The sequence below is a fragment of the Moorena sp. SIO3I6 genome (assembly GCF_010672095.1).
Window position 1 is genome coordinate 1 of sequence record NZ_JAAHHU010001683.1, and the last position, 1075, is coordinate 1075.

Consider the following 1075-nt stretch of genomic DNA (forward strand, 5'->3'; position numbering starts at 1 on the left):
ATTAAAGATAGTTTAAGGCTTTGATGCCAATTATCTCAGGGAAGATCAACTTCCAAGTTGACCCTACGAATGATGTTATGGAAGCTCAAACCCTTATATTAATTGCCTTTTTAATCTCTGTCTGTAAATCCTCCTTTTGCTGCCAATCTGGTCCATTCAGCAGTTGTAAAAACATCCGCATATTGGCCTCTGTCACCCGATTTTGCCGATAGAGCAGCATTTCGGTAAGGTAGGCAAACAGCTCAATGACGGTAATACCAGGATCAGAAGGATTGTGATTAGTCCATTCCGGTGCATAGCTGGGAATCATACCCAGGGCTTCTTGCACCAAGTCATCATAGGTGCGGTCATCAAGATTAGGCAATTCTATTGGCATGAGTTACCCTCCTCAGGATTCCACAAAGGTTAAAGTGATGGTGTGGTTGCCGGAATAGACTAAAAAGCGATTAGTCTGGCTAGCACCTTCTAGTTCTTCGATGTCATTCACCTCCAAGCTAGAAACATGGTCTACTCCCGGCACTCTCTCCAGTAGTCGGTATAAGTCCGATTTATAGGGTTGACGACCAAAATTCCAACCCATTCCGTCAAAACCCCCCGTGAGGGGATGCAGAAAACTAGCTAAGGTTTGTTCCACTGTTTGTCCTACCTCACGAGATCCTTCTAGGGAAGTAACTGCAATTTCAGTGGTAATATTGACACGGACATAGAGAGCGCCCACTACAGAGATTGCCACTGTGGGTTCGGTGTAGGCTTGTAGGTAGTTTTGGACGCGCTTGATTAGCTCCAAACTGGGTAGGGGTTTAGCTTCCGTGGAGCGGGGTACAATAATTACACTCACTGTTCCCGATAAATCCGGCTTGGTCTCCAGTCCAGCCAGGGGATTGGTTTTCAAATTGGCTAAGGGTACACACTTGGCTCTGCTTACCTCTGGTGAAGCGAGCTTGGCTAAATCTTCGTAGTCTTCCCTAGTCACAGCACGCTGACGATGGCGAATTTCCTTAGGTGCCCGCTCGATTAGGGAGTCAAGGCTTTCCGCTTGGGCTCCCCCTGCTGCTGCTTGATGGTTAATCACTTT

The 1075-nt window shown here is 47.0% G+C and carries 2 protein-coding genes; both read right to left on the bottom strand.

Annotation, left to right across the window (positions count from 1 at the left end; genetic code table 11):
• Positions 1-85: 85 nt before the first annotated feature.
• On the bottom strand, positions 86-376 hold the full coding sequence (locus F6K49_RS52265; protein ID WP_293110954.1) for a hypothetical protein: 291 nt from the start codon (positions 374-376) through the stop codon (positions 86-88).
• 12 nt (positions 377-388) lie between these two features.
• Positions 389-1075: baseplate J/gp47 family protein (locus F6K49_RS52270; RefSeq protein ID WP_293110956.1), on the bottom strand; the 687-nt coding region annotated here is incomplete at its 5' end.